Below are 22,925 nucleotides of genomic sequence, written 5' to 3'. Positions count from 1 at the left end.
CTCACCAGACCGGGATTGGTGCTGTGAGAATAAGGAGGGCTATGTAGGCTACTAGGCAGGGAATACATTTGGCTTCACTATACTGGTTAGCGCAGCCTGGATGTCCTCCTCGAGCTACTATAGTGTAGAGTAGTAAGGCTACCACACCTAGACTAATGTAGAATGATGAAGAAGAGAACCCCATGAAAGCAAGGATACCGCCTGTAGCGAAAAGTAATATTATAGTAGCCAGCCCCAGCATCCTATGAGTTCTAGTATCCATGAAGGATCTAGCCACATGACCCCCATCTAACTGGCCGATGGGAAGCAGGTTCAAGAATGTCACAATGTACATTACATATGATATGAATAGAAGGGGGTGCATGACTATGAAGCCGCTACCTTTAACCATGAGGATCAACAGCATTGCCAGACTTGACACTGAGAACGCGCTTAACTCACCGCTCTCAATCATTTTTAACGCCTCGCTCTCAGGGATCACTGGTGATAGAGCTAAGCCAGCTAACCCCACGATTGTTGCAGCCGCGAAGCCTGCCAGCGGGCCGTAAATTCCTATTCTAGCTAGATCTCTCCGTGAAGCCGGGATTCTCTCCATGAAAATGACTGCGCCGAGCGTGCCTATGAACCCCAGCTGGATTGGGGGTGCCGGGATTAGAATAGGTCCTCTAATTTTAACGCCACTCCCCCTGCTAGCGTAGATGTGGCCGAGCTCGTGGACTAGTAGAACAAGAGTAAAGAGGAGCGTGTAGGCTAGAGTATTCAGTAATAGCAGTTCAAGCGTGCTTCCAGCACCCTTCTGCTGCTGAAAGTACAGAAAGGACTCTGAAAGCCCGTATCCTGTTAACCCTATTGTAATAAGCGATGCTACCGTTAATGCTAGCTTAAACCTCTCTACTCTAGCTCCCCCATCAACCTCTATGAGCCTGATTAAAGGCTTCTCAGCTTTCAACTGTAGAACCTGGATGTTTATCTCGGAGAGAAGCTTGTATAACTCGTTAAAGAATTCCGCTTCAAGCGGCTTGTCAACTATGAAGTCTACAACTCGTCTACCGCTGACAGTATACTCTCTAGACTCTACGACTAATATCCCAGCTCTCGAGAACCATTTCAAGGCTTCTTCTAATGCTCGGTGAAATAAGTCTTCCTGCTGGGACAAGCTTCTCCCCTTCAGAGCTACTTCTTCTTACAGACATAGGTAGTAAACCAGTTAATAGCTCCTTTATAGCTATGTATACTGGGTCTTTAACAGGCACACTTGAGACATCGATTATAGGGGGAGCCCCCATGGATAACTGGAGAGCTCTAGCACCTATGATCCGGGCGACCTCGAATCTCGTCAATCTCTCAGAGTAGACCTTCCCGTAGATATCCATCACATCGAAGCTCAATGCAACCACCTTACGACTAAACAGAACACTTAACTATGTTAACTTTCAACAGCTTAAAAACATAGAATTCAGCTACCCCGCTACTACTGTCAACCCCTGACATCCATCTCTACCTAAACCCAGGAGAACGCCTAACATTATACTAGGCGAGCAGCTGCCAGAGTTAGGTTTAACTTGAATTAAAAAATAAGTGGTGTCTACTCGAAGCTAGGAGTCTTAGTTTCCTCGCCTTCCTTCTCGCCTTCCTTCTTGCCTTCCTTCTCTTTCTTCACTGGGCTTGCAGCAATGATGTCATCTATCTTCAGGATCGTGACTGCCGCTTCAGCTGCAGCCTTGATCATTGATGACTTGACTAGCAGTGGCTCGATAACGTTGTTCTCTATCATGTCCTCTAGTACTTCCCCTGTCACAACATTCAAGCCAGCAAACTTCTTGCCTTCACTGTGAAGCTGCCTCAGCCTCATTAGAATATCGAGTGGCTCCTTACCGCTTGTCTCCGCGAGTATTAAGGGTATATCCTCTAGTGCTGCTGCGAAAGCCTCTATTGCCAGCTGCTCCTTACCGCCGATCTTCTTAGCGTACTCTCTAAGCCTCATAGCCAGCTCTATCTCCACAGCACCGCCGCCGGGAACAATCTTCGGTGTTGAGAGAACGTTTCTTAAGACGTTTAAGGCATCCTTGAGGCTCCTCTCGATTTCATCCATGACCATATCGCTTGCTCCACGAACCAGGATTGTCACAGCCTTGGGGTTCTTGCATCCCTCAATGAACACCATCTTATCGTTGCCTATTCTTCTCTCCTCTACTAGCTCAGCGTAGCCTAGATCCTCCGGCTTCAAGTCTCTTATACTACTGACTATCTTACCGCCGGAAGCCCTTTCCAGTTTTTCTAGGTCGCTTCTTTTTACTCTTCTTACTGCTAGTATTCCCTTCTTGGCGAGGAAGTGCTGGGCTACCTCGTCAATACCCTTCTGGCATACAACAACATTAGCACCAACACTAGCAATCTTATCAACCATTTCCTTAAGCATCTGTGCCTCTTTGTCTAGGAACGCCTTTATTAGATCGGGGCTTGTAATATTGATTTTAGCTGAGATCTCTGGTTTCTCTATTTCTAGTGGGGCGTCGAGGAGCACTATTCTAGCATTCTCTACTCTCCTCGGCATTCCCGGGTGAACAACCTCCTTATCTAGAACTATACCGTGAACTAGCTGAGTGTCTAGGACATTGCCACCCTTCTTCTTCTCGATTTTAACGTCATCTACCTTGAAGTTGAATGTTCCATCAGGCCTAGGCTCAGCTATCGTTAAAGCTGCATCAATAGCTAGCTCAGTTATCTTCTTTGATATCACGTCACCACCAATGTACTTGCTGGCTATAGTAGTGCTAACTATCTTCCTCAGCATCTCCCTATCAGTTGGTGAGATCTTAACAGCTATATCCTCGAGTATTCTTAGAGCCTCCTTCATAGCTCTTGTATAGCCTTCAATAATTATGCTTGGATGAATATTCTGGTCGAGGAGCTCTTCGGCTTTAGCTAGGAGGGCTCCAGCCAGTACAACCGCGCTTGTTGTTCCATCTCCAACCTCAGCATCCTGAGCTTTAGCGACTTCAACTAGTAGCTTTGCAGCTGGGTGCTGAACCTCCATCTCCTTCACGATTGTCGCGCCATCGTTTGTCACAGTGACATCGCCGAAGCTGTCTACCAGCATTTTATCTAGTCCTCTAGGTCCGAGACTCGTCCTCAATACTTCCGCGAGTGCTCTAGCAGCAGCTATGTTAGCTCTCAGAGCATCCCTGCCGACTGTTCTACGCGTGCCTTCCTTTAGTATTAACACGGGTACGCCATATAACGCCATAACCCCTCACCCATAGCATGATAGAATCCGTGTGCTATCTCATGGATGAGCTTCTATATAAACTTTTTTACCATAACTGTTTAAAAATGCCAGGTACAGGCAGCATGAACCAGGATTGTTATTAAAGGGTTCGTCTAATAAATAAACTTGAGGTGCAAGCGTCTCAGCGTGAGTAAGACATGTACGAGCTGCGAACCAGAGAGGAGTTCATGCGGGCTATAATGAGCAATGAAGTCGTGATTATAGAATACTACATGCCCGGCGTCAAGGATTCAGAATACATCTCCTGGGCTCTAAGAGACATTGAGAAAGCCGCCGATCCAAGGATACTCTTCTGCAGAGTTAACGTCAACGAGACACCAGAGCTAGCTGAAAGACAAGTAGACGTCCCGTATGTTGAAGCATACTATATGGGTGAGAAGGTATTCGAGCACTATGGTAGTCTAAGCTCAATTGACTTAAATGTAACAGCTTTAAGAAGAGGACTGCGAAGCGTCCTCAAATCGCTTAAAGTGAATATACGTGTATGAGGCTACCCTAGGATTGAATCCCGAGCTGAAAAGCAGGTTAAACCCTTATATCTCTACTGTTAATTTCATTCACAATTAAATCTACATCGCTTCTAGTTAAGTGAATAGGGTATAAGGCTTCTCCCCCACGTAAACTCAAACCTCTAGGAGGGTAAACCCATTTTTGATCAGCTAGCACGAGCCTAGCCTCCAGTATAGTACGGAGCTCGGCTACACTAGCTGTCTTAAGATACTCCTTGAACTTCTCGTTGAAGCCTAGCTCCTCTCTCACGTATTTCTCGGAAACTACGTAGCCGCATACAACACAAGAGTAGTCAGGGGAGATACTGTTAAACCCGCATCTCGGGCACTTAACAAGGCCTTTAACACCATGCTTATCCCATACCGCGCGGAGAGCGTCTATAAGGTCGTCTCTACCCTGCTCTCTCGCCAGCTTGTAGAGCCTCGAGATATCTCTTACTATAGCTTTTCCTCCATTAGCGATCACAAACTCCAGGGTCCTCAGCGATGGTTTTTCAACAAGCTCCAGGATCCTGCTAGCAATAAGCTCGTTTAATACAGCCTTATTACGCTGGATCTTCTTTAGAAGAGCATCAAGGCTCGGCTTACTCGTATACCCTGAGGCTGCAAGCTCTGCTATCTCACGGGCTATCCGTAAAGCCACCTCCCTGTCTACGTCGAGTGCATCTAGTCCTAGAGTAGCGTAAACCTGGTCAAGGACTTCTTCGACAAGCCTGCTGGTATCAAAGACTCGGGCAGGCCTTTTAGACACGCTTTTACGGCTCTTCCCCTTGTCTTTAACTTTAGGCTCCTCTTTTTCCTCTTTTTTCCTCTTCCCGCGCTTCCTGCTAGGTATACTCGACACCCTCTACTCTCACTAGGAGTCTACTCGGATATCGTAGTATAGCCTTTAACCTCCTCCATGGATTCGAGTGTTTTACCTATAAGGTAGCTTAGAATTAGTTTAGCATACCCTTTCTTCTCCCTCAGCTTGTAGAGGTAGGCTTCAATCTCCTCTGGTATCGCCCTACCTTTGAATACATTGTTAGAAATCTCCTTTCCAATCATGTATAGCAGCTCCTCGTAATCCATGTAGCGTTCTACTCTATCACTATAGTATTTCTCTATGAGCTCCTCGATTATATCGCCTACTGCTCTCTCCACGCTTTCAGCCAGCTCTCTTCTCGTTCTCCTAGGCACATCCTACACCCTATGAGGGTAGAGAAGTCTAAGAGACTTATTAAATGTGCCTACACGCTTTCTGAAACAGTTAGATGCTTACTCGGAGTGCACGTGGAGGCTTGAACTTCCCTCTCAAGCAGGTGTTAGTAAGCCTGTGTAAGTTAAACTCCTTTAGCGTACTTAGGTTCCACTAGGATCTTCTCTAGCTTGTATCCTTCCTCCCCCTCCTCGTATATGATTAGCCCGGCGTACCTTAACTCGTATACTATTGGAGCTGAGAAAACTGTTATAACTCGCCCTTCATGAGTCTCCTTATACCCGTTAACATACTCGTGGCCTCTCACAATGAATCTACCATTAATTAAGCTTAAGGCTTTCTCCGTGAATTTGAAGCCGTATAGGTATCCAGCTCCACGCGGAGATGGAATAATACTTACATTAAGCTCTGTGGGGTCACTCCAGAGCACTGACTCCAAGGTTTCAGCTGAGAAGCCTGGCAACCCTATCTCGAAAGCCTCCTCGAAGCTATTGCTTCTAATGGATTTTAAAGGCGGGCCTCCATGCACCGCCAGGAACCCATTTCTTCTGAAGGCTATGAGAGGTAGCTTTGAGAACAGATCCTTAAAGGAGTCGTAGAGTCTAACCCATTTATCACCAAACATCCTGCGGAGAACATCAGGGAAGTCATGGGGGTATGGTTTAAGCCATTCCGGCGGCTCGTGGTTACCTCTAAGCAAGACGACTCTATCAGGGTAGGTGTTCTTTAGGATTAATGTGAGTGCTATAGATTCTACTTGAGCATACCCTCTATCAATATAGTCTCCTAGGAATACAGCAGTACCTCCACTGGTTATCCTTGGAACAACGTTCTCCAGGATTGATGTAAGCGAGTAGAAATCTCCGTGCACATCGCCAATGAAGGATACACTAGTAGCCTCATGGAATTCTATGACACCGGGCTTGTAGACTCTAAAAGCCGCCCCATTCTCCTGGAGTAGTGGTATAGACTCTAATATCAGGTTTTCAAGTCTGCTGGAGTCGGATGCTGTCTCCAAGGCTCTCCTAACGAGGTCGCCGGTGGTGCTCAAGGCTACCACAATTAAGGTTACTATCGAGACAGGCTTAATTACTGTTACTGTTCTCGAAGAAGCGCCCGGAGGAAACCTTTACCACAATACTTCTCCCATAGCCGACTACAACTCTATAGTATCCCTCGAGAGCTCTATCTAGAATTGGATCACCAGTATCCACGTAGAGGGTTTTAAGCTGCTTGATCTTAGATTCCGTGGCAACAATCACCAGGTCCTCCCTCCTCATACGGGATAGTACTCTCGGAGATATCTGCTGGTTCCCCCTCCCGAGTAGGAATCCCTGGCCTCCAATCGGGGTTACAATTAGCTTAGCTCTCCCATACTTGTCTAGTATCTCGAGCAGCTGCTTCTCCCATGCATCCTTTAAGACTAGTACTTTATCGACGACCACGTCAACTCCTAGTAGAGTGCACTCCACGTTCAGCTCCCTGCATACAGCTTTAACTGTTGAGCCAGGCCCGAGAATATAGGGTACATCTGGCTCCATGTTCTCCACAATGTACTCTGCAATGGCTTTCTTGCTGAGCTCTTCGTCAGCCCCAGCCATGATAGTCTTGCTTGCTTGAGTTAAGCCATGGTAGACTATCGTTTTAAGGTAGCCGTGGATCTTCAGTGAGAGTCTATCTGACCTGAATGCTTCTTCATCTACATCTAGTACCTCGCGTTCCTCAATGGAGGCTTCTCCTCTAATAAACCTGGCTAGAATCTCGGCTGCTACACGAGGGTTAAGAGCAAATACACTACTATACATTTTCACGCCGCTCGGCACTCCTAGAACCGGTAGCTCGCCGTCAACAGCTTCAAGTATATCTCTAGCTGTTCCATCTCCTCCCACGAAGACTAGTGCATCTACAACTCTCTTCATAGCTGCAGCAATCCTTATAGTGTCATCTCTTGTTGTCACCTCTCCTCTGATCTCACCGATTACACCGGCAAGCCTATTCCTCTGCCTGCTTGCCTCTACTTCTTCAGCCCCCATTACACCAGGTGCAGCATGTATCTCGAAGCATTCGGCTTGAATACTATTAAGGAATTCAATAGCTCTTAATGGTGATATAGGTTGAGCCCCTCTCTCAAGAGCTATCCTGTAGGCATCGCCATCAGTACCCTTTAATCCCACCCTGCCACCCATGCCTGCTATAGGGTTGACTATGAAGCCTATCCTATGGATTTTACTGCAGAACACTAGACTCCCCTGGATCCCTGCTACTACAACCTTGTGATCAACTTGACGCCCCCCTGCTCAATCCTGTAGACTCCCGGCTCCAGTATAGTTCTCTCGAATCCAGTAGAGAACACGCTTGGAAGATAATCTCTGAGTGTTATAGAGCCTGCTAGCACTATGCTTGGAGATGTATACGCTACAATCTCATAGTACTCGAGGAGCTCTGGCAGCGGGCTACCGGGAACCTTATGGGATACGTAGAGTGAAGCATTCTCTGAGATTAATGCTAGTAGACCCGTGTTGTATCCTGAGCCCTCAGGAATAAACTTTAATCCCTCCAGGTAGGCTTTGCTAACACACTCATCAATACTGTTGTTTTCAATACACTCGTCAATCCTCCCCATAATATAGTATCCTAGGAGCTCTGAGTCTACTCTCACCCACGGGTAGACGCCGAGTACTCTAGCAAGCTCCTCCTTCCGGGCTCCCCCGTTGTGAGCAAACCACAGTACACCGTTCTCCATGAGTCTTATGAATGGGTGAGTATAATCGTACCCGTAGGGTTCATTTCTAGAGGATTTACGGGAGTGGATTAGCAGGTAGACCTCTCTATACCTCTTCAACCTCTTTTTGATGAATTCTAGTGCTCTAATACTACTCTCCGAGAATATGGGCTCCAACATTCTATGATAGATAACGCTGGGGGTATCCCCGTAGCCTACTGCTGCAATCCCCCATCCATCATCATGGGCGCTACTTCTCCCCCCAGTCGCCTTTTCAAGATACGGGTCGCGTCTACTACCCTCTACGAATGCATCTACTACTTCATCCAGGAGGCTCATGCCTTCTCTGCTAAACCATGCAGCTAGGAGCCTGCACACACCCAGCACCCTGAATGCTATATATTAAGCCTAAGACTTATTAGCTCCCAGCAATTCATCTCATTTAACCGATAGGGCCCGTCGTCTAGCCTGGTTAGGACGCCGCCCTCACACGGCGGAGGCCCGGGGTTCAAATCCCCGCGGGCCCATTCAGCTCGCAGTCTTCAAGAAAATGCTGTGGTAGCTTAAAGCAGGATTTCAATATCTATGTTCCTTATTATCGAGTCGTATGTGTTTCTAATCGCAACATCAGTGAGGCCTACCTTCTCTGCAACCTCTGTTTGATTCCTCTTATTGTTGCTGAGGATGCCTGCTAGGTATACTGATGCAGCTGCTAGGCTTGCAGGATTCTTACCACTTATGAAGCCGTGTTCCTCTACGCTAGTGACTATTAGGTTAGCGAGTGCTTCAACCACGGGAGGCATGTTTAACCTGCGGGTTATGAAGCCCACGTAGTGGCGTGGATCGTAGTGCTCGCTTCCCAGCTTAACGCTACTAGTGGCTTCACGTATCATTCTAACGCCATCCCATAGATCGCTCTCTGATATTCCTAGCTCCTGCGAGAAGAGCTTAGGGGATCTTGGCTGCTTATGGATCTTATATGACAGGTATATGGCTGCTAGAACTATCCTCCTAATAGTCTTCTCCTTGTAGTTCCTGCCTCTGACAGTCTCGTGGATGAGTCTTGCAGCAGTCTCTCTTATCGCTATAGGTGGATCCAGTATCCTGAGGTACTCGTTGAGCTCTTGGAGTGCTCTCTTAAGTCTTCTATCCTTCTTCTCAACTCTGATCTCGCTGTTAGCTCTAACCCACCCCCTCCCCTCTCTAATATGCTTCATGAAGCTTCCTGCTATCTCCGTGCCTCCAACCCCATGGTCGTGAACCATGTGCGTGAAGGCTCCACTGTAGCGGGGGGTGTTCTCGCTCTTAGAGAAGCCTTCATAGCCCTGGTAAGCTGGTCTTTCATCTAGCACTGAACCACACACCTGGCATACATAGGCGTCGTGCTCAGGGTCGTAGATTATATTCGTGGAGCCGCAGTAGCGACATCTCAACGGGCTCTTCAACGCCTTCTCCCTCTACGCTTCTCTCTAGCTGAGTAGTAGAGGAGGGAAGATGATACCTGAGCCCCGCTTTCCAGCTTCACGATAACTCTTGGGTCATCTACTCTACCGATAACATCTACTATCCTCCCCACCCTCCTGTAGCTTTCATCGTAGACTGGAGAGTTCAGCAACCTGGTCACATCTACCCCGCGTGGCTTGACAACGAGGAGGCCGCTTCTCAAGGCTACTTCGATAAAGCCTAATCTACGCATAAGCGCCACCTGTAAGGTTAGCGTCATATATGATCTATCTTGGTTTGTATATAAGGGAGACGCCCCTTAGATGCAGTTTAATACAAAGGAAATGTATTATTATATTTTCAACATAAACGATTAAAAAAGCCAGTAATACGTTCATGTATCTCTACCAAATGCCATAGGATTCTTAATAGAGGATACTATCTTGGAGACCTCATAGCTTTAATCTCTCTCGCTATTGCGTGCAGCAGTTCTAGTTTCCTCGCCTTCTTATCGATTACTACACGCCCCCTGATATCATAGCTTCTAGGACTACTTTTATCCTCGTGTGTAGGGTTTAAGCCTAGCTTCTCGCAGGCTTTTAATATCTCGCTTATACTCGGAGAAGGGACAGCCTTGCTTAGACTTATCTTCCGCCCCTTCCTCCGGCTTCTCCTAGCATCAATGTAGTGAGGGTAGATGATGATTCTTCTTCCCTCGTAGTCACGGGTGCTCAAAAAGACCCTCACCGCCTAGAATCCTACTGCTTCACGAGGATGCCGTTTAATACGCCTTCTTGCCCGGGCCTTGATGTAATCTTGACTAGCCCTAACTCTGTTCTCACAATACTACCCTTCGATATTATCTTGAATCTAGCATTCTGGGGGTTTGATGGCGTCTCAACAACATCAATTATCTTCACTTTCCTCGCTGTCTTCTCTCTCGGTATAGCTACATTAACGTAGAGTGCTTTCTTCAATCTAATCTTATAGTTGCCTCCATAGGTTCTCACAGCTACTTTCACATCGCTCTCCCCTATACTAGTGTTTGTAGGTGGAGAGCCGAGCTCGTGCTTCCTCTTACCTCTATGCTTGCCCTTCAACCCGCCTGAAGGTTTTCTCAAATCATTGCCCTGGTAGTAGGACACTTCAAGCACCTCCTGGTGCTTCTATTGACTAACACCTCCTGATTATAAAACTTAAGGATTATTTAAGTTAAAAGAAGAATGCGGTTCTATATTCCGAGAAAGTATTTCAGGATGAGGCTTATAGCTGCCGACGCTAGTATCACTATTATTGGATGCAGGTTCCACCCGTATAGTAGAGTGAACGCGAGTATGAATATTGCTACCGTAATGTAGTTTACAGTGTTATTCGAGAGGAGAACGCCTTCGCCAACCCTGAGTAGAGCGTAGAGTATTAGTGCAACTACAGCTGCATTTATACCTCGGAAAAGTACTTTCACTACCTCACTATTCATGTAGGGTCTAAGAACTATTACTATAGATAGTATTACTAGGTATGCTGGTAGAACTACTCCCAGAGTCGCCACTATAGAGCCAGGTATTCCTTTAAGCACATAGCCGATCCATGTCGCAGAATTTATCGCTATGGGTCCAGGGGTGCTTTCAGCTATACCGAGGAGCTCCGTGAACTCCTCACTGGTAATCCACTTCTTTATCTCAACGAGCTCCTTGTAGATTAAGGCTATCCCCCCGTACCCGCCACCGAACATGAAGAACCCTATCTTCAAGAACTCAACGAATAGCTCGAGTAGTGTAACCATCCTGCACCCCCTTAATCGATTCCACTAGCTAATACAAGGCTGGCATTAAATAATATTTTACCCTGAGGTTCGCATTGAAGATCCTTATGGTGGCTTAAATGCCTAATCCCCTGGAGAAAATGTTCAATCCGCAGAGTATTGCAGTAATAGGTGCAACCCCTAAGGAAGGCAAGGTCGGCAGAGTGATACTGGAAGTCCTAGCTAGGAGGTTCAAGGGGCGGATATACCCGGTTAACCCAGGCTACGATGAGATACTAGGTTTAAAGTGCTATAGGAGCGTGAGGGATCTACCTGAGCCACCCGACCTCGCTGTCATAGCTATTCCGGCACCAAGTGTTCCAGGAGTTCTAAGAGAGCTCGGCGAGAAGGGGTGTAAGGCTGTAATCATAATAAGCGGTGGATTCAGGGAGACTGGTACACCTGAGGGAGCAAGACTCGAGGAGGAAGTCAGGAAGATAGGTGTTGAATACGGTATGAGGATTCTCGGCCCCAACTGTATTGGAGTAAGCGATAACTGGAGTGGTGTAGACACATTCTTCCTGCCTGAGGAGAAGATGAAGCGGCCTCCCAGAGGACATGTAGCCTTCATCAGTCAGAGCGGGGCTTTCGCGTCGGCGTTAATGGATTGGATGGCCTATAATAATATAGGGGTTTCAAGAGCTATAAGCTACGGTAATAAAGTAGACGTAGATGACGTCGACCTCCTAGAGTACCTAGCCCGCGATGATAAAACTAAGATTATACTCATGTACGTAGAGGGCTTGAAGGACGGCAGGGGTAGAGCATTTATAGAGACAGCTAGACGAGTCAGCAGAATTAAGCCGATCATAGCGTTTAAAGCCGGTAAGACAAGCCGTGGCAGCATGGCTGCAGCAAGCCATACAGCTGCCCTCGCAGGAGACTACTCGGTGTACAGGTCGGCTTTCAAGCAGGCCGGGGTTGTAGAGGTGGAGAGCTTTGATGAAATGATGGATGCTGTGAGAATACTTTTAGACCAGCCGTTAATGAAGGGGGGCAGAGTCTACGTGGTCACCGATGCAGGTGGAGTAGGCGTGATGCTAACCGACGCGCTAACCCTCCAGGGCTTCGAGGTGCCGAGAACACCCGCTGACCTGAGAGAGGAGTTGAAGGCTATTCTACCATCCCACTGCATAGTAGATAACCCGATAGATTTAACAGGTGATACAAGCGATGAAAGATATATCACGGTTCTCGAGAAGATAATTCCCCGAAGCGATGTAGACGCAGTCATAGTAGTAGCACTTCCCCAGGTACCCGGTGTAAAAGGCACGCTAGTAGAATACCTGGTTGAAGCCAAGAGGAAGTACGAGAAGCCTATTATAGCTGTCGTCATCGGGGGAGAAGAAGCCGCTAGAATATCGAGGAGGCTCCAGGAGAACGGTGTCACAGTCTTCGAGTCGCCGGAGAGAGCTGCCAGAGCACTCAAAATATTATATACCTACAGTATGATTAAGTTGAAAGCAACACTAGAATAGGTGGTTAAAGCTTGACGCCCCGTGAAATAATAGCTAGTGCTTTAAAGGAGGGTAGAATAAAGCTCCTCGAGCACGAGGCATTCCAGCTCGTGAAGTACTATGGAATACCTTCACCAGAGGTAGTAGTTGTTAAAAGCCCTGAGGAGGCTAGAGAGCTCGCTGATAGAGTAGGCTACCCGGTAGCACTGAAAATAGTTTCACCGGATATAACACATAAGAGTGATGTAGGAGGAGTCAAGCTAGGATTAAAGAATGCTGAGGAAACCGCGAGAGCTGTTGATGAAATGCTTAAAACCGTGAAGAGCAGGGCTCCTAACGCCAGGATCGTAGGTGTCCTCATGTATAATATGGCGCCACAGGGTCTTGAAGTAATAGTAGGCGGCGTAAGAGACGGCATATTCGGGCCGGTAATAATGTTCGGCTTAGGCGGCATATTCGTAGAGGTATTAAAGGATGTATCATTCAGGATAACCCCTATAACACTTAACGACGCCTTAGACATGCTAAGCGAGGTTAAGTCAGCTAAAATACTTGAAGGCTATAGAGGGCAGCCAGCAATCGATAAGAAGGCGATTGCAGACATAATAGTTAAGACAGCGAGACTCATGGAGGAAAACCCGGAGATCGAGTCAATAGACCTCAACCCAGTTATGGCTTACTCTAAAGGTGCCATTGCAGTAGACGCTAGAGTAATCTTGAGTAATAGATAGGCGAGCATGATATGCCCGAGGCCAGCCTAGACAGCCTGCAGGCAATGATAAACGAGGTAGCAAAACAACTAGGGGATGTAAGAGAGAGAATAAAACAGCTGAAGGAGGAAAGGAGAAAGCTCATAGAGGAAGTAAGCGCGAAGAGAGTCGAGAAGAAGGAGAAACTGGATAAGATAAGAGAGCTTAAAGAAAAATTAAGAAAAACATCCGAGGAGAGGAGAAAGCTCATAGAGGAGTACAAGAAGCTCGCCGAGGAGAGAAAAAGCAAGATCGAGGAGTTGAAAACACTTAGAGAGTTAATCACGGAGAAAAACAGTATTCTTCAGAGCATGTCAAGAGAGGCTAGAACCCCTGTAAGCGTGCTTAGAGGAGAAATAGAGAGGCTTGAATGGTACCTCCAGACAAACACGCTTACACTGGAGGAGGAGAATAGAGTAGTACAGAAGATTAAGAAGCTTAAAGACCTGCTCGAGAAAGCTGAGAAGCTGCGGAAAGAGAGAAATGAGGTACTAGAGTTCAAGGCGTTATACTCCAGCTTGAGAATACAGGTTAAGGATATAACAAGCAAGCTCCAATCTCTGAGAGAGCAGATAGCTAAGCTGACTGAGATAAGGGATGCTTTGAGAAAACAGCTTGAAGATGCAGTAAACACCTACAATAACTTGAAGAATACTGTTCAGACACTACAGAAGAATATAGATGAAATCTCAAAGGAGCTGGAGAATCTTAACTCTAAGCTTGTCGAGCTGAGAAGCAAGCTAAACGATCTTAACAGGGATTTAAAGAAAGCAAAGCTAAGCTTGATTCTAGAGGAGAAAAAGCGCGAGATACTCGAGAAGACACAGGGGAAGAAGCGTCTAGGGATAGATGAATTAAAGATAATTTACGGCGAGCCCGAAGACTTCATGGAAGAGCAGTAACCCAGGAATACTGGAAGCCTCGGGTTTAAAGTTAAGCCTGCTTTCTAGTTTTAATCCAAGTGGTTTCAAGTCCTTTATCCATTAACTGGACACCTAGCCGTGCGAGCTCGCTTCTAATGGTGTCTGATAGATCATATATACCTCTCTTACGCAGCTCTCTTCTAACCTCTACGATCACCTCGATTAGCTCGTCGACTAGAGATTCAGCCTCCTCGAGAACTCTGACTTCCTCACCCAGCACGCCGAGCACAGTATTGAAGTCTCTGAGGAGTTTTATGCTGGTTGATACTAAGATGTGCTTAGGATTATACTGTATATCCCTGAAGAGTATTGTCAGATACTCGTTGAGGACTGCTAGAGCCTCAGGAGTATTAAAATCCGTGCTGAGTGCTTCATGGAATCTTTTATGCAGCGTGATAAGCTGGTTTAACGTTCTTAAATCATCATCGCTAGCGTAGTGGAGCCCGGTGGACTCTCTAGCTAGCCTTGAAAGTAGCTGGGTAGCTGCAATCAGTTTATCATACAGCTTAACTGAGCTCTCTATAGACTCCTCGGAGAAGTAGAGGGGTTTACGGTAGTGTGCTGAGAGATACCATAGCCTTAAAGGCATGGGACCCCATTTCTCGAATGCCTCTTTTAATGGTATTATGTTACCTAGGCTTTTACTCATCTTTTCCCTTCCAACCATTACAAGCCCGGTGTGCATCCATATACTCACCCATGGCTGGGAGCCGAAGAAGGCTTCGCTCTGCGCTCTCTCATTCTCGTGGTGCGGGAATATTAGGTCTGTTCCACCGCCATGAATATCGAATCTAGAGCCCAGGTAGCGGCTACTCATCACGCTGCACTCTATGTGCCATCCAGGCCTCCCCTTACCCCACGGGCTCTCCCAGTATGGTTCCCCTGGTTTAGCAGCCTTCCATAAGGCGAAATCGTATGGATTCTTTTTCTCTGAGATAAACTCCTGCTCCTGGCTCCATGTTTCCCTGCTTAAGCGTCCTGAGAGACGGCCGTAGTCAGCGTACTTGTCGACGTTAAAGTAGACGCTTCCACTCGGGGCGATATAAGCGTAGTCTTTTTCAATTAATCCCTGGATGAATTCTATTATATCGTTAATGTGGTCTGTGACCCTCGGGTGATGGTCTACTGTGATATTAAGTTTCTGGAGTGATGAAATGTAATCCCTCGTGTACTCTTCAGCTATCTCTCTCCAATCTCTTCCCTCTTCTCGCGAGCGGTTTATGATCTTATCATCTATATCAGTTATATTCATCACGTGGACTACGTGGTAGCCTCTCAGTGAGAGATACCTCTTGAAGGCATCGTAGACAACGTACGTTCTACCATGTCCTATGTGAGTGTAATCGTATACTGTTGGACCACACACATACATCTTGATTACGCCGGGCTCTACTGGTTTAAGCTCTTTAAGCTCCTTTGAAAGTGTATCCTGTATTCTTACAGCTGGAAGCATGGCGATTACCTAGTAGTACCTGTTAAACACTTCTAAGACGACTTCACCAACCTTCAAGAAGATTTCAGCAAGCTCCTTAGTTGACAGGAACTCCTTCATCGCCTCTTCGCCGTGTAGAACATCACTTATGACTAGAACACACGAGGTTTCAAGACCGCGCATCCACCCGAGAGTGAAGAGTATGGCTGCCTCCATCTCTATAGCTACTATACCGTAGCGAGATAATCTCTCAGCGATTGAGGGGTCTTCAGCATAGAAGGCATCGCTGGAGAAAACAGGCCCCTTCTTAACGCTTAGTTTCCTCTCCTCAAGCTCTTGTATAATCCTTGCTGTTAGAAGAGGGTCAGGAGCGGCTGGGCCGCATAAACCAGGCATATACTGTCCTAAACCACAGCCATTCACAGTATACGATGCTCCCGTCGCTACAACTACATCACCTATCCTTGTATCCCTTCTCACACCACCAGCTGTTCCAACTCTCACTATTCTCTTAGCGCCGAGCTGATGGAGTTCCTCGAAGACTATTGCTGCGCTTGGAGCTCCAATTCCATGGGTTGCAATAGATACTTTTCTACCCTTGTAGAATCCTGTCACAGTTTTGAATCCACGATGCAGATTTACTGTTTTTACATCCGAGAGGAGGCTTGATAAAAGGTCTACGCGTGCCGGGTCTCCTACAGCAATAACATTCTCGGATATATCACCGTGTGAAGCATCTCTGAGGTGTATAGGCATGCTCTCACCATCTCCGCTTTAAGTCTTCTTAGACTTACCCTTCTTCTTTTTACTTTTCTTTCTGCTTCTCCCTCTCCTACTCTTCCTCTTTGTTCTTTTACTCTTTTTCTTCTTGCTCTTCCTACTCTTCCTCTCAGAAGGCTTCTCTTTAGCTCTCCTCTCAGGGATCCGTAGCTTAGGTAAGCTTAACTCGTGGGGTAGTAGTATTCTTACATCATCCTCTAGATCCAGGAGTACTAGGTCGTATTGAACTCCGGGGTCCTCGATTTTTATAGAGCCCTCGTAAGCAATAGATTCACCTGATGGTTTAAGCCAGCGGATAACACTGTATTTTCCTTCACTATCTACTTTAACTAGGCGCACCCCGATTAATGATTTAGGCTTAGGTGAAAGCATGGTCTCAGCGATGCTTGATGAACCTTCACCTAGAGTTATGCTTGCTCCAGGAGCTTTAACATTGATGAAGGTGTATTCTCCGCTCTCCCTCCTCGCGTGTTTAACTGTGAGTTTATTACCAGCTAATTCAAGCATTCTATTTAAAAGTACCTCGCTATTAGACTCATCTACGTTAACTAGTACTTCACTCCACTCTTCCTCTCCACGCTTGTAAAGTATAGTTTTAAAGCCTTCACCAGCCTCCTCTGATGAGGTGAGCTTGAATGACTCGACTATCAGCTTCAAGCCTATAACACCTGTAATACGTTGTATTCCCCTATCTTCACAATGTTATTATCTCTCCATCTTTAAAGCATCACTAGTGTTATTTTAATTTAGGGGAGGCATATGAGCGTCACAATACGTGTCCTAGATATTAAGATACCTGAAGGAGCAAACGTGATCATTGGGCGCAGCCACTTCATAAAGACCGTTGAAGACATCTATGAGGCACTGGTAACCAGTGTACCCGGTATAAGATTCGGGCTTGCATTCAACGAGGCTAGTGGTAAAAGACTTGTTAGATACGAGGGGAACGATGAAGAGCTAGTTAAAGCTGCCATCGACGCCGCCCTGCAGATAGGAGCAGGGCACACCTTCATCCTATTCATTAGAAATGCTTACCCGATCAATATCTTAAACCAGCTGAAGAACATTCATGAAGTAGTCTCACTATATGTGGCTACAGGCAACCCGGTACAAGTGGTATTAGCTGAGACAAACCAGGGGAGAGCTGTAATAGGGGTTGTCGACGGATTCCCTCCTCTAGGCGTGGAGGGGGATAGGGATAGAGAGGAGAGGAGAGAGTTCCTTAGGAGAATAGGCTATAAAAAATAATATTGGCTTAGAATCTAAAGCTCCTTAACTAAATAATTTTAGAACTCCGTGCTCTACGCTCTCCCTAGTATCTCTCATCAGTCTCACTCAGAGTCTCAAGGATCTCCCCGTAGGCTACGTCATTGTTGACTCTAGCTATTCTTATCTTAACCTTCGAGCCTAAGCTGGCGTTGAACACTATTATCTTTACTCCCTTGTAGTTGACTATGCCGTTGCCACGCTTATCTACATCACCTATTTCAACAGTCATAATCTTGCCAGGCTTCACTGAATCCTCCTGTGGAACCTGTATTCTAGGGTATACGCTGAATCTTTGAACATCACTGGTATAGGGGTTCCAGTTATGCTTTTTCTGAATCCTGCTCACGACTGTATCCCACTCACTTCACATCGGCAATCTAGTTTACTGTGAATCATGGTATCAGGGTAATTTATAGTTTTCCTAGGCGGTCTCCAGCCAGGGTATCCTGCTGTTTTAAACTCTATTGTTTCAAGTACTAGGGAGTGTGCTTGTTGTAGGTGAGAGTAGCTTTATTAATAATCCCGTTTTATTTATAAGCTCTTTGATATTCTTGGAGTATTTAATAGGAGCGTGGTGCAGAATGCCTAAGACTGCTAGCGTGCTGTTGAGAGAAGCGTTAGCTAAGCTTGATATCGAGCTCTTAGACTTATACAGCTTTCGTGACAAAGATGTTATAAGAGTTAGGGATAAGGCGTCCGGGAGGGTCGCCGTATTGAATCTTAAGACAAGGGTTTCCTCGGTGACGAGCAGAGATGATGCAGTAAAGGTGGCAGGTGAAGTTAAATCACTATTGTCTTCTCTATCAGCCTAGATGCTCAGCCAGGAATACCTTTAACTCTGAGAGGTCTTCACTATCTAGACTAGTGTAGCGTGGTCTTGATACACCAGCCCTTCTATAGTATTCTATTCTCCCCTGCATGAATACTAGTGTTTTAACAAGGCTGTCTACGCTACAATCCAGGGTTTTAATAATAGTCTTAGATTCCACGGGTACCTCTATATCACCGCATGCTATAATGGGACGGGTATTCCTGTAGAGAGCATTGAAGACAGGGTAGCCTGCTAGCTCTCCACCCCGCACTATTCCGATGGTTATACGTGGTGTTAAGCTGAATACTCTATCTGTGACCACGCTTATAATCCACGGGCTACTACAAGCCCGAGTAGAGAAGTTTATTATTAAAGGGTTAAAGCCCACATCGCTTAGCTGCTCGGCTACCTCCTCTAGCCATTTGCAGTCGTTGCTGCCTGCTGCTATACCCCCACTTACCGGTATTGGATCTCTTATACTATCTACTTTAGGCGTGTACAGGTGTATGGGGATGTAGGCTATTCTTGAGTCGCGCAGTTTATCCTGTAGTATTTTATGGTCTCTCAGCGAGTGTGCTATTATAAACACCCTTACATTATTCCCTAGGCTTCTTAACTCCTCTGTGATATCCTTATCAAGGGCCACGTTCTCCGGGATAACTACGAGTTTAATCCTATGTCTCTTTACTCTTTTAGCTAGCTCTCTAAGCCCTGTAGACCCGCCGGCATATACCATCACGTCGACTGGAAGTGTACTACCCTCCTCATAGACTATTATGTGGTAGCCTAGATCCGCGAAAACCTCTTCTAGTAGCCCGCAGTATGATGCTGGTGCTTCGCAGGCTACCTCCGGTAGCGTTTCAACCACCTTCACCCTCTTATACGGGTTTCCCAGGCTTAAACTCTTAAGTGGGGAGCCATGAGACTGCTTGAAGGAATAATTATTATATGGCGTCCACTAACCATTTAATCGCAGACGGCTTTGCTTAGATTAACCTCTAGTGTAGCAAGGGTGCTGGTGTTGCTTTCCCGCGGAGTCTTGTTTAATGATGGGTGCCTGGAGGTAAAGCGCTCCGGGGAGAGGCTTATAGTAGCCGGCGAGAACTTCTCAGTAGAGTTATCTCCTCGAGTTGTATTAGTAAAAGGGGCTAGAAGTGTTGAAGTTAAGGAGGTCTACGGGTCCCGGGGGAAAGTAGTCTACATACACCACCAGGCTGTATCAGCATTGAAGAAGTGCGAGGGGGCTACTGATGAAGTAGACTTCGGCGACTACATTGTAAGAAGCACGCGGCTCTACACTGGTAGCTATACAACCATAATTACACCAGGCTACTCACTAGTAAACTATGTTGTCGTCACCAAGGACTCCACAGTTATAGTTCTCCAAGGTAAGCGGGAAGTCTACTTTGAAGAAAACGAGCACGTGGCAGTGTACGTGATTTAGCAGATGGCAGCCTTAATAAACGGGCTCTCTCAGTGGAATCTAGACCCCTAGTTTTTAAACTATTCCAGCTGGATGACTGGATAGGTGTCATGGGATGTTAGAGGTAACAGTTGACAAGGTGGATGAGTACCTTGGGAAGCCTGTAAGCGATCCTTACGGCAGGCGTGTTGGCTTCCTAGTAGGATTCTACAGTGACTCTGATGGAAAGGTTGCATCATTTGAAGTTAGCTTCAACGATGTAGATTTTAGGCAGATTAGTGTTGATAGATTTCGCATTGAAAGCGGCAATATAATACTGATACCTGAATGGGAGTACAATGCACTCGTATTAGAGGGGAGGCTTGAAAGAGTTAAGAAGCGTTTCGCCGGCCTCGAGGAACTCTACAGTAGAAAGGAGATTCCAAGCTACACGTACGAGGAGTTTAAGAAGAAGCTTAACGACACCCTACTCAAGCTTAAAGAGGAGACTAAAAGCGTCAAGGAAACTCTCACAAAGAGAATGCACGAAATAGAAGACATGATAGTTGAGCTTGAGAAAGCAGTGACAGCAGTAAAAGTCAGCTATATAAGCGGGGAGATCTCGGAGAAAGCGTACAGGGCTTCAATGGATCACTTGAGGAAGAGCCTCGATATCTTAAACAACGAGAAGGCAAGTGTTAAGAAACACCTGGATAAGATTGAAGCCCTTGAAAACCTCCCTGTCGACACAGCTATAAAAGTCAGTGTTGCAAGTGAATCAGCCCCTAAATCCAATCAGCCAATTCAAGTAGTACTAGTTGAATCATAGTTTTTCACCTGCTTACAGGATTCAAGGATAGCGGTAAGCCTGCCAGCTCTACGTCTTAGAGCTTAGAACATTAGTATTAATATAGGCTTTAATTCTCAGCTACCTACTACTGTTTTTCAGTTGAGGGCTAGATTAACATGAGTAGAGTTTTTCGAAGACTTATGTTTAAAGCTGCTCTGCATCTTTCGAAGCCGCTATATAAAATCTATGAGAAATGGCTTTGGATGCAGATACGGGATGGACCCTTCCCGAGACATATAGGCATTATCCCTGACGGCAATAGAAGATGGGCTCGAAGGCTGGGTATCGACCCCTCAATGGGCCACTTCTACGGCTACGAGAAGCTCAAGGAGGTCTTGAAATGGATATGGGATCTCGGGATTAAGTATGTGACGATATATGCTATGAGCACTGAGAACTGTATTTACAGGGATGAAGGTGAACGGGAAAACCTCTTTAATCTAGCTAGGAAGGGCTTCATTGAATTGAAAAGCATGAAGGAAATACATGAGAAGAAAGTAAGAGTAAAGGTTTTCGGGCTACTAGACCTAGTTCCCGGTGACATCGTGAAGCTAGCCAGAGAGCTTGAAGCTGAAACCTCAAGCTACAACTCATATCACCTAAACGTAGCTCTCTGTTATGGGGGTAGACAGGAGATAGTTGAAGCTGTGAGATCAATCGCCCGGGATGTAGTAGAAGGAAGGCTAAGGCTTGAAGACATCAGTGAGGAGGTCTTCAGCAAGCGATTATATACAGGTGGCATGCCAGACCCCGACCTCATCATTAGAACTAGTGGTGAGGAACGCATAAGCAACTTTCTACTCTGGCAGTTAGCGTACAGCGAGCTCTACTTCTGCGATGTATTCTGGCCTGAATTCAGGAGAATAGATTTCTGGAGAGCTATTAGAAGCTACCAGATGCGTGAGAGGAGATTCGGTAGATAAGTAGCCCGAGATCCTTCTCTAATCTATCCTCCACCCTACCCTGTGTTAACGTGTACTAGAACATTAAACGCTGGGAGTCTTAATTTATGCTGGTTTAACTCTATACTTAGGGGTAAGAATACTATCTGCATCTTCAAGCTAGCGTGGCCGGGTTGACTTCAATGCGTAAGGATTTCATTAGGCATATAGTGAACCCCGTGTTGAATAAGTATATGACTACCCCTGAGAACGCGAAGATTTTAAGCGAAGTTCGAAGAATGTTCCAGCAGGGTGAAAGCACTTACGGTTTCAGCGTGTACGGTGGTAATCCTCTTAATATTGCTGTGTTCTTGAAGAGTAGCCTCTTCTCTAGTATAGTAAGCATGCTTGAATCAGCAGGCATGAAGCATATTATAGATGAAATACTGAGGGAAACACTAGAGGCCTACAGCGATCTAAGCGAGGTTCGAGAAGCCGTAGAACAGCTACTAAGTAGCACGGGTCAAGCGAACTCAAAGACGGATCAATTGAAGACCTTAGAGAGGATCCTCCAGAGCACTGGTTTATTCGAGCACGTAGAAGTCAAGAATAATAGCATTATAGCTGAAACCCGTGAAGGCTGGCGATTAGAGGTAACAGCTCTTAAAAAAGGTTTAAGACTCAAGTTAACCTACACAGAAAGCTACGAAGGGAGATTAGAAGGATTTATAGGGAGAGTGGTGGAGCTTGCCAAGAAGATTAGTGGTCTTCGACTGTGACGGCGTATTAACCGAGGATGCTAGCAGTTGGGAGGTAATGCATAAGTATTTTGGAAGCCGTAGCAGCAGGTATTTCGAGGAGCTGTACAGGAGGAATCTCATCTCGTATCTTGATTGGATGAAGATTGATGTAGCTTTAATGATAAGTGCATGGGGTAAACCCATAACTAGAATGGATGTTGAGAGAGTACTCTCGAGTATTAAAGTGAGACCTGAAGCTAGAAGGGTAGTTGACGCCTTGAGGAACTTAGGGTATACTCTCGCTGTTGTAAGCAGTGGTATCGATATACTAGTCGAGAGAGTCTGCAGGGAACTAGGAATAGAGATGTGCTTTTACAACAAGCTTAGATTCCATGGAGATGAGCTAATACCTGGCGGTGAAGCACTTGTCCCGTTAAAGGAGAAGCCCTCTATAATAGTAAAGCTTGCCAAGAGCCTCTCCATAGAACCCGAGAACGTATACTATATTGGAGATAGCGAGTGGGATATCGAGGTCTTCAAGGTTATTGAGAATTCAATCGCGTTAAAGCCGTGTGGGAATGCCTGCATGCATGCAAAACACGTGGTAGCAAGCCTTGAAGACATCATAAGTATACTTAGAGAGTAAATAGAGGAAGGATAAGGAACTTA

29 protein-coding genes and 1 tRNA gene are annotated in these 22,925 nt (G+C 46.1%); 12 read left to right on the top strand and 18 right to left on the bottom strand.

Annotated features, from left to right (window positions below; all coding sequences use genetic code 11):
* Window position 1: 1 nt before the first annotated feature.
* From OWQ48_02380 to thsA, 3 genes are all read right to left on the bottom strand, one after another.
* Window positions 2-1,156 carry a site-2 protease family protein gene (locus OWQ48_02380; protein ID MCY0868063.1) on the bottom strand — a complete coding sequence of 385 codons (1,155 nt, stop codon included), beginning with the start codon at window positions 1,154-1,156 and terminating at the stop codon, window positions 2-4.
* Window positions 1,068-1,388: a DNA-directed RNA polymerase subunit K gene (locus OWQ48_02375; GenBank protein ID MCY0868062.1), complete on the bottom strand. Its 321-nt coding sequence runs from the start codon at window positions 1,386-1,388 to the stop codon at window positions 1,068-1,070. The genes OWQ48_02380 and OWQ48_02375 overlap by 89 nt, the downstream gene beginning before the upstream one ends.
* 197 nt (window positions 1,389-1,585) lie before the next feature.
* Window positions 1,586-3,247: a thermosome subunit alpha gene (gene thsA, locus OWQ48_02370; GenBank protein ID MCY0868061.1), complete on the bottom strand. Its 1,662-nt coding sequence runs from the start codon at window positions 3,245-3,247 to the stop codon at window positions 1,586-1,588.
* A 179-nt stretch (window positions 3,248-3,426) separates the two neighbouring features.
* Between thsA and OWQ48_02365 the strand changes: the two genes are divergently transcribed.
* Window positions 3,427-3,777 (top strand): thioredoxin family protein, encoded by a 351-nt coding sequence (locus tag OWQ48_02365; protein ID MCY0868060.1) that lies wholly within the window; start codon window positions 3,427-3,429, stop codon window positions 3,775-3,777.
* A 37-nt stretch (window positions 3,778-3,814) separates the two neighbouring features.
* Here OWQ48_02365 and OWQ48_02360 read toward each other — a convergent pair whose 3' ends face one another.
* From OWQ48_02360 to OWQ48_02340, 5 genes are all read right to left on the bottom strand, one after another.
* Complete coding sequence (locus OWQ48_02360) at window positions 3,815-4,642, bottom strand: hypothetical protein (GenBank protein ID MCY0868059.1); 828 nt, start codon at window positions 4,640-4,642, stop codon at window positions 3,815-3,817.
* A gap of 20 nt (window positions 4,643-4,662) precedes the next feature.
* Window positions 4,663-4,977 (bottom strand): hypothetical protein, encoded by a 315-nt coding sequence (locus OWQ48_02355; GenBank protein ID MCY0868058.1) that lies wholly within the window; start codon window positions 4,975-4,977, stop codon window positions 4,663-4,665.
* 143 nt (window positions 4,978-5,120) lie between these two features.
* The gene (locus OWQ48_02350; GenBank protein ID MCY0868057.1) at window positions 5,121-6,056 is read right to left on the bottom strand and encodes a metallophosphoesterase family protein; all 936 of its coding nucleotides are present in this window, start codon (window positions 6,054-6,056) and stop codon (window positions 5,121-5,123) included.
* Window positions 6,057-6,081: 25 nt separating this feature from the next.
* Window positions 6,082-7,236, bottom strand: a complete 1,155-nt coding sequence (locus OWQ48_02345; GenBank protein ID MCY0868056.1) for an ATP-NAD kinase family protein — start codon at window positions 7,234-7,236, stop codon at window positions 6,082-6,084.
* Between the two features lie 23 nt (window positions 7,237-7,259).
* Window positions 7,260-8,105 (bottom strand): class II glutamine amidotransferase, encoded by an 846-nt coding sequence (locus tag OWQ48_02340; protein ID MCY0868055.1) that lies wholly within the window; start codon window positions 8,103-8,105, stop codon window positions 7,260-7,262.
* Between the two features lie 65 nt (window positions 8,106-8,170).
* Here OWQ48_02340 and OWQ48_02335 point away from each other — a divergent pair.
* Window positions 8,171-8,245: transfer RNA gene (locus OWQ48_02335), tRNA-Val, on the top strand.
* 36 nt (window positions 8,246-8,281) lie between these two features.
* Here the strand turns inward: OWQ48_02335 and OWQ48_02330 are convergent.
* The 5 genes from OWQ48_02330 to OWQ48_02310 form a co-directional block, all read right to left on the bottom strand.
* Window positions 8,282-9,163: a transcription initiation factor IIB family protein gene (locus OWQ48_02330; protein ID MCY0868054.1), complete on the bottom strand. Its 882-nt coding sequence runs from the start codon at window positions 9,161-9,163 to the stop codon at window positions 8,282-8,284.
* Complete coding sequence (locus OWQ48_02325; protein MCY0868053.1) at window positions 9,160-9,414, bottom strand: RNA-binding protein; 255 nt, start codon at window positions 9,412-9,414, stop codon at window positions 9,160-9,162. Before OWQ48_02325 ends, OWQ48_02330 begins: the two co-directional genes overlap by 4 nt.
* Window positions 9,415-9,599: 185 nt before the next feature.
* Window positions 9,600-9,896, bottom strand: a complete 297-nt coding sequence (locus OWQ48_02320; protein ID MCY0868052.1) for a signal recognition particle protein Srp19 — start codon at window positions 9,894-9,896, stop codon at window positions 9,600-9,602.
* 23 nt (window positions 9,897-9,919) lie between these two features.
* A complete protein-coding gene (locus OWQ48_02315) occupies window positions 9,920-10,306 on the bottom strand; it encodes a 30S ribosomal protein S8e (GenBank protein ID MCY0868051.1) in 387 nt (128 codons plus the stop codon).
* An 86-nt stretch (window positions 10,307-10,392) separates the two neighbouring features.
* Window positions 10,393-10,944: a chromate transporter gene (locus OWQ48_02310; protein ID MCY0868050.1), complete on the bottom strand. Its 552-nt coding sequence runs from the start codon at window positions 10,942-10,944 to the stop codon at window positions 10,393-10,395.
* 98 nt (window positions 10,945-11,042) lie between these two features.
* Between OWQ48_02310 and OWQ48_02305 the strand changes: the two genes are divergently transcribed.
* The 3 genes from OWQ48_02305 to OWQ48_02295 are packed head-to-tail and all read left to right on the top strand — an operon-like array spanning window position 11,043 to window position 14,070.
* Window positions 11,043-12,440, top strand: a complete 1,398-nt coding sequence (locus OWQ48_02305) for a CoA-binding protein (GenBank protein MCY0868049.1) — start codon at window positions 11,043-11,045, stop codon at window positions 12,438-12,440.
* A gap of 11 nt (window positions 12,441-12,451) precedes the next feature.
* A complete protein-coding gene (locus OWQ48_02300) occupies window positions 12,452-13,150 on the top strand; it encodes an acetate--CoA ligase family protein (protein ID MCY0868048.1) in 699 nt (232 codons plus the stop codon).
* Between the two features lie 11 nt (window positions 13,151-13,161).
* Entirely contained in the window at window positions 13,162-14,070 is a 909-nt protein-coding gene (locus OWQ48_02295) for an ATP-binding protein (GenBank protein MCY0868047.1), read from the top strand.
* 31 nt (window positions 14,071-14,101) lie between these two features.
* Here the strand turns inward: OWQ48_02295 and cysS are convergent, their stop codons facing one another.
* Genes cysS through OWQ48_02280 form a run of 3 tightly spaced genes read right to left on the bottom strand, consistent with a single transcriptional unit; the run spans window position 14,102 to window position 16,960 of the window.
* Complete coding sequence (gene cysS / locus OWQ48_02290; GenBank protein ID MCY0868046.1) at window positions 14,102-15,544, bottom strand: cysteine--tRNA ligase; 1,443 nt, start codon at window positions 15,542-15,544, stop codon at window positions 14,102-14,104.
* A 9-nt stretch (window positions 15,545-15,553) separates the two neighbouring features.
* Window positions 15,554-16,279 (bottom strand): purine-nucleoside phosphorylase, encoded by a 726-nt coding sequence (locus OWQ48_02285; protein ID MCY0868045.1) that lies wholly within the window; start codon window positions 16,277-16,279, stop codon window positions 15,554-15,556.
* 18 nt (window positions 16,280-16,297) lie between these two features.
* A complete protein-coding gene (locus OWQ48_02280) occupies window positions 16,298-16,960 on the bottom strand; it encodes a hypothetical protein (GenBank protein ID MCY0868044.1) in 663 nt (220 codons plus the stop codon).
* A gap of 102 nt (window positions 16,961-17,062) precedes the next feature.
* Between OWQ48_02280 and OWQ48_02275 the strand changes: the two genes are divergently transcribed.
* The gene (locus OWQ48_02275) at window positions 17,063-17,551 is read left to right on the top strand and encodes an adenosine-specific kinase (protein ID MCY0868043.1); all 489 of its coding nucleotides are present in this window, start codon (window positions 17,063-17,065) and stop codon (window positions 17,549-17,551) included.
* Between the two features lie 64 nt (window positions 17,552-17,615).
* Here OWQ48_02275 and OWQ48_02270 read toward each other — a convergent pair whose 3' ends face one another.
* Window positions 17,616-17,918: a deoxyribonuclease gene (locus OWQ48_02270; GenBank protein MCY0868042.1), complete on the bottom strand. Its 303-nt coding sequence runs from the start codon at window positions 17,916-17,918 to the stop codon at window positions 17,616-17,618.
* Window positions 17,919-18,153: 235 nt separating this feature from the next.
* On the opposite strand from OWQ48_02270, the gene OWQ48_02265 reads away from it, so the two are divergent.
* Entirely contained in the window at window positions 18,154-18,384 is a 231-nt protein-coding gene (locus OWQ48_02265) for a hypothetical protein (GenBank protein MCY0868041.1), read from the top strand.
* On the opposite strand, the gene OWQ48_02260 is transcribed toward OWQ48_02265, so the two are convergent.
* On the bottom strand, window positions 18,376-19,257 hold the full coding sequence (locus tag OWQ48_02260; GenBank protein MCY0868040.1) for a hypothetical protein: 882 nt from the start codon (window positions 19,255-19,257) through the stop codon (window positions 18,376-18,378). The genes OWQ48_02265 and OWQ48_02260 overlap by 9 nt on opposite strands.
* A 147-nt stretch (window positions 19,258-19,404) precedes the next feature.
* Here OWQ48_02260 and OWQ48_02255 point away from each other — a divergent pair, with 147 nt between their 5' ends.
* The 5 genes from OWQ48_02255 to OWQ48_02235 all read left to right on the top strand — a co-directional run bounded on the left by OWQ48_02255 (window position 19,405) and on the right by OWQ48_02235 (window position 22,902).
* Window positions 19,405-19,827 (top strand): hypothetical protein, encoded by a 423-nt coding sequence (locus tag OWQ48_02255; GenBank protein ID MCY0868039.1) that lies wholly within the window; start codon window positions 19,405-19,407, stop codon window positions 19,825-19,827.
* A gap of 94 nt (window positions 19,828-19,921) precedes the next feature.
* Window positions 19,922-20,614, top strand: a complete 693-nt coding sequence (locus OWQ48_02250; protein ID MCY0868038.1) for a CdvA-like protein — start codon at window positions 19,922-19,924, stop codon at window positions 20,612-20,614.
* Window positions 20,615-20,775: 161 nt separating this feature from the next.
* Entirely contained in the window at window positions 20,776-21,558 is a 783-nt protein-coding gene (uppS, locus tag OWQ48_02245) for a polyprenyl diphosphate synthase (protein MCY0868037.1), read from the top strand.
* Window positions 21,559-21,719: 161 nt separating this feature from the next.
* Window positions 21,720-22,295: a hypothetical protein gene (locus tag OWQ48_02240; protein ID MCY0868036.1), complete on the top strand. Its 576-nt coding sequence runs from the start codon at window positions 21,720-21,722 to the stop codon at window positions 22,293-22,295.
* Window positions 22,264-22,902 carry an HAD-IB family phosphatase gene (locus tag OWQ48_02235; protein ID MCY0868035.1) on the top strand — a complete coding sequence of 213 codons (639 nt, stop codon included), beginning with the start codon at window positions 22,264-22,266 and terminating at the stop codon, window positions 22,900-22,902. The genes OWQ48_02240 and OWQ48_02235 overlap by 32 nt, the downstream gene beginning before the upstream one ends.
* Window positions 22,903-22,925 lie beyond the last annotated feature (23 nt).

The organism is Desulfurococcus sp. (assembly GCA_026626905.1).
In the GTDB taxonomy this organism is placed as follows: Archaea; Thermoproteota; Thermoprotei_A; order Sulfolobales; family Desulfurococcaceae; genus Desulfurococcus.
The sequence above is the reverse complement of the archived record's forward strand: the minus strand, read 5'-3'. Positions and strand labels throughout refer to the sequence as shown.

Bases quoted from the DNA above. Each gene is read 5' to 3' on its own strand.
- OWQ48_02275 (MCY0868043.1), top strand. From the start codon at position 17,063: ATGAGCGTCACAATACGTGTCCTAGATATTAAGATACCTGAAGGAGCA.
- cysS (MCY0868046.1), bottom strand. From the start codon at position 15,544: ATGCTTCCAGCTGTAAGAATACAGGATACACTTTCAAAGGAGCTTAAA.
- OWQ48_02285 (MCY0868045.1), bottom strand. From the start codon at position 16,279: ATGCCTATACACCTCAGAGATGCTTCACACGGTGATATATCCGAGAAT.
- OWQ48_02310 (MCY0868050.1), bottom strand. From the start codon at position 10,944: ATGGTTACACTACTCGAGCTATTCGTTGAGTTCTTGAAGATAGGGTTC.
- OWQ48_02250 (MCY0868038.1), top strand. From the start codon at position 19,922: ATGTTAGAGGTAACAGTTGACAAGGTGGATGAGTACCTTGGGAAGCCT.
- OWQ48_02305 (MCY0868049.1), top strand. From the start codon at position 11,043: ATGCCTAATCCCCTGGAGAAAATGTTCAATCCGCAGAGTATTGCAGTA.
- OWQ48_02265 (MCY0868041.1), top strand. From the start codon at position 18,154: ATGCCTAAGACTGCTAGCGTGCTGTTGAGAGAAGCGTTAGCTAAGCTT.
- uppS (MCY0868037.1), top strand. From the start codon at position 20,776: ATGTTTAAAGCTGCTCTGCATCTTTCGAAGCCGCTATATAAAATCTAT.
- OWQ48_02365 (MCY0868060.1), top strand. From the start codon at position 3,427: ATGTACGAGCTGCGAACCAGAGAGGAGTTCATGCGGGCTATAATGAGC.
- OWQ48_02240 (MCY0868036.1), top strand. From the start codon at position 21,720: ATGCGTAAGGATTTCATTAGGCATATAGTGAACCCCGTGTTGAATAAG.
- OWQ48_02325 (MCY0868053.1), bottom strand. From the start codon at position 9,414: ATGCGTAGATTAGGCTTTATCGAAGTAGCCTTGAGAAGCGGCCTCCTC.
- thsA (MCY0868061.1), bottom strand. From the start codon at position 3,247: ATGGCGTTATATGGCGTACCCGTGTTAATACTAAAGGAAGGCACGCGT.
- OWQ48_02295 (MCY0868047.1), top strand. From the start codon at position 13,162: ATGCCCGAGGCCAGCCTAGACAGCCTGCAGGCAATGATAAACGAGGTA.